This window comes from Neisseria sp. P0021.S005, from assembly GCF_051956955.1.
In genome coordinates this window covers 1-6,339 of the sequence record NZ_JBQCWY010000147.1, presented here as the reverse complement: position 1 = coordinate 6,339, position 6,339 = coordinate 1, and the positions used below count along the sequence as shown (strand labels likewise).

Sequence of the window (6,339 nt, the reverse complement as noted above, 5' to 3'; positions counted from 1 at the left end):
AGACGGCCTGAGTTTAATATGCAGGCTGTATTACATCTAAATCAGGAGCAGGAAATGAAAATTGCAAATAATATTACCGAGCTGATCGGCAACACACCTCTGGTGAAACTGAACCGCCTGACCGAAGGTTTAAAAGCGCAAATCGCCGTTAAACTTGAATTCTTTAATCCAGGCAGCAGCGTGAAAGACCGTATTGCCGAATCTATGATTGAAGCGGCCGAGCAAGCCGGTAAAATCAATAAAGATACCGTTATCGTCGAGGCAACCAGTGGCAATACCGGTATCGGTTTGGCCATGGTGTGTGCGGCCCGCGGTTATAAATTGGCGATTACTATGCCTGAAAGCATGAGTAAAGAACGCAAAATGCTGCTGCGTGCATTCGGTGCAGAGCTAATTTTGACACCTGCTGCCGAAGGTATGGCGGGCGCTATTGCTAAAGCCCAGTCTTTGGTGGACGAACATCCAGATACTTACTTTATGCCGCGCCAATTTGATAACGAGGCTAATCCTGAAGTTCACCGCAAAACCACTGCCGAAGAAATTTGGCGCGATACAGACGGTAAAGTAGATATTTTCGTGGCCGGTGTAGGTACAGGCGGTACGATTACCGGTGTGGGCGAAGTATTGAAAAAATACAAACCCGAAGTTCAAATCGTGGCTGTCGAGCCTGAAGCTTCCCCAGTATTGAGCGGTGGCGAGAAAGGTCCGCATCCGATTCAAGGTTTGGGTGCAGGCTTTATCCCCAGCGTTTTGAATACGACTGTTTACGACAGCATTTCCAAAGTACCTAACGAGGCAGCGTTTGAAACTGCGCGCGCTATGGCTGAAAAAGAAGGCATTTTGGTAGGTATTTCTTCAGGTGCCGCAGTATGGAGCGCATTGCAACTGGCTAAAAAACCTGAAAACGAAGGTAAGTTGATCGTTGTCTTGTTGCCATCATATGGCGAACGCTATCTTTCTACGCCTCTGTTTGCCGATTTGGCATAATATAGGATTGTTGTTAAAAGGCCGTTTTCAGACGGCCTTTTTTGCGTATGGGCTTGAGATATCGTATGAAATCTGTTGTAATTCAGTTAATGAGCTTTGAATACCATTATTCAAAAGTTGGTTTCTTCAACGAATCATGCTTATAATGCGCATTATGAAAAAATACATTCTTCCTATCTTTGCTGTGGCGGCACTTGCCGGTTGTGAATCGATTTATGTTCCAACATTGAAAGAAGTGCCAGTTCGACCAACCAACGTTAAGAAACCTAAGGCTGATTCACAAGTTTCAGCTACCGGTTATCATTTAGCTCCTTCGCATTGGGCAGATGTTTCCAAGATTCATGATGAAGCACGTCGCTTGAGTACCCAAGTGAGCCAAGGTAGTCTGACCAAAGTTCAGGCTGCACAATATTTGAACCGCTTCCGTATCCAACAAGTGGGACGCAACTCTGTCGATGACAGTATGTACGAAGTTTATCTGCGTTCTGCCGTTGACAGCCAACGTGGTGAAATTACTACCGAGCAATCCAAACAGTACATCCAAGGTGCTTTGCGCGGTTGGCAACAGCGTTGGAAAAACATGGATACCAAACCAAGCAATCCTGCGTTTACCAACTTCCTGATGGAAGTTATGGGTATGCAGCCTTTGAAATAAAAAGTCATAAACTGAGAAGGCCGTCTGAATATTCAGACGACCTTCTTTTTGTATTTATATATGTGTAGTCGGACTTTATCCAATTAAGAACCAAACAGCTTGTCAGCCGCTTGACGGGCTTTTTCTTGAATATCTTCGGTCAGATAGTTTTTCATCTGAGAATAAACCAGCGCAATGACGGCAATGTCATCGCTGAAGCCAAATGGAATCAGAAGGTCGGGAATGCTGTCAATAGGACTGAGGAAGTAAACCAGTGCGCCGACAATAATCATTTTTGCACGTTTGGGTGTATGTTCGGATTCCCAGAGATAATAAAGCGCATAAAGCTGGCGGACGACAGGTTTACCCAAGCGACCGGCAAAGCGTCCGAGTTTTTTCATGAAGCCGGATGTGTCTAAGTTTCGACGGCGGAAGGAGGGGATGTAGTCTTCCGGATCGGGTGTGTTTTGATGAGGGGAGTGTGTCATGATGCAGCTTCCTTTTTAGGTATGGAAACATGGTTGGTGTTACGTCGTATTTTAGTCTATTTTGGGCGGATGAAATGTCTTTGAATGTATAACTATGTAAGAGTAGTGATGATAATGCAATGGTAATAAGTTAAGAATGGCTTATGCCTTTGTAAAGATTAGGTATCAAGAGTGAGAATTTATCTCACAATAGATACAATTCTCAAACAATAATGATGTTATCGTAAGTGCTTTGATGGGGAGATGGCTTAATTGCAGGAAAGTAACAAAAAAGGCTAGCCACACAAAAAAAATCTAAGAATGATTGTTTGATTTTATTAGTCTTTTGGTAAAAATCATTAGAGCATTCATAAATTGCACTGTTCAAAATGAGATAAAACAGGTAAATTATGGTTTATGTAGCTTATTGTAGTGCTGAGCTATAGGTTTTGAGCTGATAATAAATCTAGAGGAACTGACCATGTCCGCCAAATCACGCCCGGTATTTTTGGAAATTCCGAATATCCGATTGCCCATACCGGGGATTGTATCTATTCTTCACCGTATCAGCGGCGTCGGCTTGTTTGTGATGCTGCCTGTTCTCTTGTATTTCTTCTCCGGAACGCTGGATCGCGAAGCGTCGTTTGAAGCATATCGTACTGCTATTTCCAATCCGTTTGTGAAGCTGATCCTTATCGGTCTGTTGTGGGCATATCTGCACCACTTTTTCGCCGGTATCCGCTTTCTGTTTTTGGATGTGCATAAAGGCCTGGAATTAAATACTGCCCGTACTACTGCTAAAGTTGTATTTGCTTCTGCTTTGATTCTGACCGTCGTTTTGGGAGCTTTGTTATGGTAGAACGTAAATTGACAGGTGCGCATTACGGTTTGCGCGATTGGGCAATGCAACGTGCAACTGCGGTCATCATGTTGGTGTACACCGTGGTTCTTTTGGTTGTTTTGTTTACGTTGCCTAAAGAATATTCGGCATGGCAGGCATTTTTTGATCAAACTTGGGTAAAAGTATTTACCCAAGTGAGCTTCTTGGCTGTATTCCTGCATGCATGGGTAGGTATCCGCGATTTGTGGATGGACTACATTAAGCCTTTCGGTCTGCGTTTGTTTTTACAAGTTGCCACCATCGTTTGGTTGGTAGGCTGCTTGGTGTATTCTGTTAAAGTAATTTGGGGGTAAATATGGGTTATCCTGTTCGCAAGTTTGATGCCGTGATTGTTGGCGGTGGTGGTGCAGGTTTACGCGCAGCCCTCCAATTGTCTAAATCCGGCCTGAATTGTGCTGTTTTGTCTAAAGTCTTCCCAACCCGTTCTCATACTGTAGCGGCTCAAGGTGGTATTTCTGCTTCATTGGGTAATGTGCAAGAAGACCGTTGGGATTGGCATATGTACGATACCGTGAAAGGTTCTGACTGGTTGGGCGACCAAGATGCGATTGAGTTTATGTGTCGCGCCGCGCCTGAAGCCGTAATTGAGTTGGAACACATGGGTATGCCTTTTGACCGTGTGGAAAGTGGCAAAATCTACCAACGTCCTTTCGGTGGTCATACTGCCGAACATGGTAAACGTGCGGTAGAACGTGCATGTGCGGTTGCCGACCGTACCGGTCATGCGATGTTGCATACTTTGTACCAACAAAACGTCCGTGCCAATACACAATTCTTTGTGGAATGGACGGCACAAGATTTGATTCGTGATGAAAACGGCGACGTCGTCGGTGTAACCGCCATGGAAATGGAAACCGGCGAAGTTTATATTTTCCACGCTAAAGCCGTGATGTTTGCTACCGGTGGTGGCGGCCGTATTTATGCGTCTTCAACCAATGCTTATATGAATACCGGTGATGGTTTGGGTATTTGTGCCCGTGCAGGTATTCCGTTGGAAGACATGGAATTCTGGCAATTCCACCCGACCGGTGTAGCCGGTGCCGGTGTATTGATTACTGAGGGTGTGCGCGGTGAGGGTGGTATTCTGTTGAATGCCGATGGCGAACGCTTTATGGAACGTTATGCTCCAACCGTAAAAGACTTGGCTTCCCGTGACGTGGTTTCCCGTGCGATGGCGATGGAAATCTACGAAGGTCGCGGCTGTGGTAAAAACAAAGACCACGTTTTGCTGAAAATCGACCATATCGGCGCAGAAAAAATTATGGAAAAACTGCCGGGCATCCGCGAGATTTCCATCCAGTTTGCCGGTATCGACCCGATTAAAGACCCAATTCCTGTTGTGCCGACTACCCACTACATGATGGGCGGTATTCCGACTAACTACCATGGCGAAGTTGTCGTTCCGCAAGGTGAAGATTACGAAGTGCCTGTAAAAGGTCTGTATGCGGCAGGTGAGTGTGCTTGTGCTTCCGTGCACGGTGCGAACCGCTTGGGTACCAACTCCCTGTTGGACTTGGTGGTATTCGGTAAAGCTGCCGGCGACAGCATGATTAAATTCATCAAAGAGCAAAGCGACTGGAAACCTCTGCCTGCTAATGCCGGTGAGTTGACCCGCCAACGTATCGAGCGTTTGGACAACCAAACCGATGGTGAAAACGTTGATGCATTGCGTCGCGAACTGCAACGCTCCGTACAACTGCATGCCGGTGTGTTCCGTACCGATGAGATTCTGAGCAAAGGCGTTCGAGAAATCATGGAGATTGCCGAGCGCGTGAAACGTACTGAAATCAAAGACAAGAGCAAAGTATGGAATACCGCGCGTATCGAAGCTTTGGAGTTGGATAATCTGATTGAAGTAGCGAAAGCGACTTTGGTGTCTGCCGAAGCACGTAAAGAATCGCGTGGCGCACACGCTTCAGACGACCATCCTGAGCGCGATGACGAAAACTGGATGAAACATACCCTGTATCATTCAGATACCAATACTTTGTCTTACAAACCGGTACATACCAAGCCTTTGAGCGTGGAATACATCAAACCGGCTAAACGCGTTTATTGATGAGTTTTCAGACGGCCTTTACCTTAAAGGCCGTCTGAAACCTAACCATACCCACATTGAACTGCTTGAATTCATAATACAAAATCATTGAGCAGTTTATGAGAAAAGGAACACTTCTCATGGAAAAAATGAGTTTTGAAATTTACCGTTACAACCCGGACGTTGATGCCAAACCTTATATGCAACGTTACGAGTTGGAATTGGAACCAACCGACGTTAAGCTTTTGGACGCTTTAGTGCGCCTGAAAGCACAAGACGATACATTGTCTTTCCGCCGTTCTTGCCGCGAAGGTATTTGCGGTTCTGACGGTATGAACATCAACGGTAAAAACGGCTTGGCATGTCTGACCGATCTGCGCAGCCTGAAACAGCCGGTTAAAATCCGCCCTCTGCCAGGTCTGCCTGTTATCCGCGACCTGATTGTGGATATGACCCAGTTCTTCAAACAATATCACTCAATCAAACCTTACGTTGTCAACGACAACCCTATCGATGCGGACAAAGAGCGTCTGCAAACTCAGGAAGAGCGTAAAGAGTTGGACGGTTTGTACGAGTGTATTTTGTGCGCCTGCTGTTCGACTGCCTGCCCGTCATTCTGGTGGAATCCTGATAAATTCGTTGGTCCGTCTGGCTTGCTGAATGCTTACCGTTTCATTGCGGATAGCCGTGATACCATCACTAATGAGCGTTTGGATAATCTGAACGACCCATACCGTTTGTTCCGTTGCCACACCATTATGAACTGCGTAGACGTATGTCCTAAACACTTGAATCCGACCCGAGCCATCGGTAAGATTAAAGAGATTATGTTGAAACGAGCCGTTTAAGAAATGATGGTTTTTGACGATATTGCCAAACGGAAAATCCGTTTTCAAACCCGCCGGGGATTGTTAGAACTAGACTTAATCTTCGGCAGGTTTATGGAAAAAGAATTCGAGCACCTGAGTGATCAGGAGTTGTCCGAATTTTCCGAAATCCTCGAATTTCAAGACCAAGAGTTGCTTGCCTTGATTAACGGACATTCGGCAACGGACAAGAAACACCTGATTCCCATGCTTGAAAAAATCAGACAGGCATGATGTGTTATAGAGCTTGTTTGCGATGCCAATCCGAACAAGCTTTTTCCATACTGAGGCCGTCTGAAAAAAGGACCGTGCCGCTTGGGCGGCAACGAAAGCCCCAACTTACAAAGGAGTTTAAGAATGTCTAAATCAGTCAAGCTCACCACCCCAAATCAAGAGACCTTGGAACTGCCAGTATTGGAAGCAAGTATCGGCCATGATGTGGTTGA

Annotated in this window: 8 protein-coding genes; 7 read left to right on the top strand and 1 reads right to left on the bottom strand. The window is 45.8% G+C overall.

The genetic code is table 11. From position 1 onward, the window contains the following. The first annotated feature begins 54 nt into the window (after positions 1-54). Positions 55-987, top strand: coding sequence for a cysteine synthase A (cysK, locus tag ACTHUE_RS09400; protein WP_107723629.1), 933 nt, complete (start codon positions 55-57; stop codon positions 985-987). A 154-nt stretch (positions 988-1,141) separates the two neighbouring features. Then, positions 1,142-1,642, top strand: a complete 501-nt coding sequence (locus ACTHUE_RS09395; protein ID WP_371440888.1) for a membrane lipoprotein lipid attachment site-containing protein — start codon at positions 1,142-1,144, stop codon at positions 1,640-1,642. Between the two features lie 83 nt (positions 1,643-1,725). Here ACTHUE_RS09395 and ACTHUE_RS09390 read toward each other — a convergent pair whose 3' ends face one another. Further along, entirely contained in the window at positions 1,726-2,109 is a 384-nt protein-coding gene (locus ACTHUE_RS09390; RefSeq protein ID WP_049329785.1) for a YkvA family protein, read from the bottom strand. A gap of 460 nt (positions 2,110-2,569) precedes the next feature. Here ACTHUE_RS09390 and sdhC point away from each other — a divergent pair, with 460 nt between their 5' ends. From sdhC to ACTHUE_RS09365, 5 genes are all read left to right on the top strand, one after another. Then, a complete protein-coding gene (gene sdhC / locus ACTHUE_RS09385) occupies positions 2,570-2,947 on the top strand; it encodes a succinate dehydrogenase, cytochrome b556 subunit (RefSeq protein WP_049336763.1) in 378 nt (125 codons plus the stop codon). Then, positions 2,941-3,282, top strand: coding sequence for a succinate dehydrogenase, hydrophobic membrane anchor protein (gene sdhD / locus ACTHUE_RS09380; protein ID WP_003678837.1), 342 nt, complete (start codon positions 2,941-2,943; stop codon positions 3,280-3,282). The genes sdhC and sdhD overlap by 7 nt, the downstream gene beginning before the upstream one ends. 2 nt (positions 3,283-3,284) lie before the next feature. Continuing rightward, the gene (gene sdhA, locus ACTHUE_RS09375; protein WP_049336762.1) at positions 3,285-5,048 is read left to right on the top strand and encodes a succinate dehydrogenase flavoprotein subunit; all 1,764 of its coding nucleotides are present in this window, start codon (positions 3,285-3,287) and stop codon (positions 5,046-5,048) included. A gap of 119 nt (positions 5,049-5,167) precedes the next feature. After that, entirely contained in the window at positions 5,168-5,875 is a 708-nt protein-coding gene (locus ACTHUE_RS09370; protein WP_003678833.1) for a succinate dehydrogenase iron-sulfur subunit, read from the top strand. Positions 5,876-5,878: 3 nt separating this feature from the next. Beyond that, positions 5,879-6,127: an FAD assembly factor SdhE gene (locus tag ACTHUE_RS09365; RefSeq protein ID WP_003678830.1), complete on the top strand. Its 249-nt coding sequence runs from the start codon at positions 5,879-5,881 to the stop codon at positions 6,125-6,127. The last annotated feature ends 212 nt before the right edge of the window (positions 6,128-6,339 follow it).

Excerpts from the sequence above, each read along its gene's own strand:
- sdhA (WP_049336762.1), top strand. The coding sequence starts at position 3,285 with ATGGGTTATCCTGTTCGCAAGTTTGATGCCGTGATTGTTGGCGGTGGT.
- ACTHUE_RS09365 (WP_003678830.1), top strand. The coding sequence starts at position 5,879 with ATGATGGTTTTTGACGATATTGCCAAACGGAAAATCCGTTTTCAAACC.
- sdhD (WP_003678837.1), top strand. The coding sequence starts at position 2,941 with ATGGTAGAACGTAAATTGACAGGTGCGCATTACGGTTTGCGCGATTGG.
- ACTHUE_RS09390 (WP_049329785.1), bottom strand. The coding sequence starts at position 2,109 with ATGACACACTCCCCTCATCAAAACACACCCGATCCGGAAGACTACATC.
- cysK (WP_107723629.1), top strand. The coding sequence starts at position 55 with ATGAAAATTGCAAATAATATTACCGAGCTGATCGGCAACACACCTCTG.
- ACTHUE_RS09370 (WP_003678833.1), top strand. The coding sequence starts at position 5,168 with ATGGAAAAAATGAGTTTTGAAATTTACCGTTACAACCCGGACGTTGAT.
- sdhC (WP_049336763.1), top strand. The coding sequence starts at position 2,570 with ATGTCCGCCAAATCACGCCCGGTATTTTTGGAAATTCCGAATATCCGA.
- ACTHUE_RS09395 (WP_371440888.1), top strand. The coding sequence starts at position 1,142 with ATGAAAAAATACATTCTTCCTATCTTTGCTGTGGCGGCACTTGCCGGT.